The following is a 215-nucleotide window of genomic DNA, read 5'->3' on the forward strand; positions in this document are numbered from 1 at the left end:
CCGCGCCTCCAGTCCGTTGCGTCGGTGGGCTCTACCGCCGTGCCTGCTTCGCGGGGACCGTGAAGATGTTGCCGGTGGTGACGCCCTCCTCGACCTCTTCGAGGGTGCGGCCGCGGCTCTCCGGGACGAACTTCCAGATGAAGAGCAGGGCGAGCACGCCGACGATCGCGAAGCCGAAGAAAGTCCCGGTGATGCCGGTCGCGGCGACGATGGTC

Annotated in this window: 1 protein-coding gene; it reads right to left on the bottom strand. The window is 68.4% G+C overall.

Annotated features, from left to right (window positions below):
* Positions 1-31: 31 nt before the first annotated feature.
* Positions 32-215 (bottom strand): MFS transporter (locus BIV03_RS15810; RefSeq protein ID WP_139202016.1); only part of this gene is annotated, 184 nt, incomplete at its 5' end.

Origin of the sequence: Curtobacterium sp. MCBA15_016 (assembly GCF_001865105.1) — a bacterium.
Lineage (GTDB): Bacteria > Actinomycetota > Actinomycetes > Actinomycetales > Microbacteriaceae > Curtobacterium.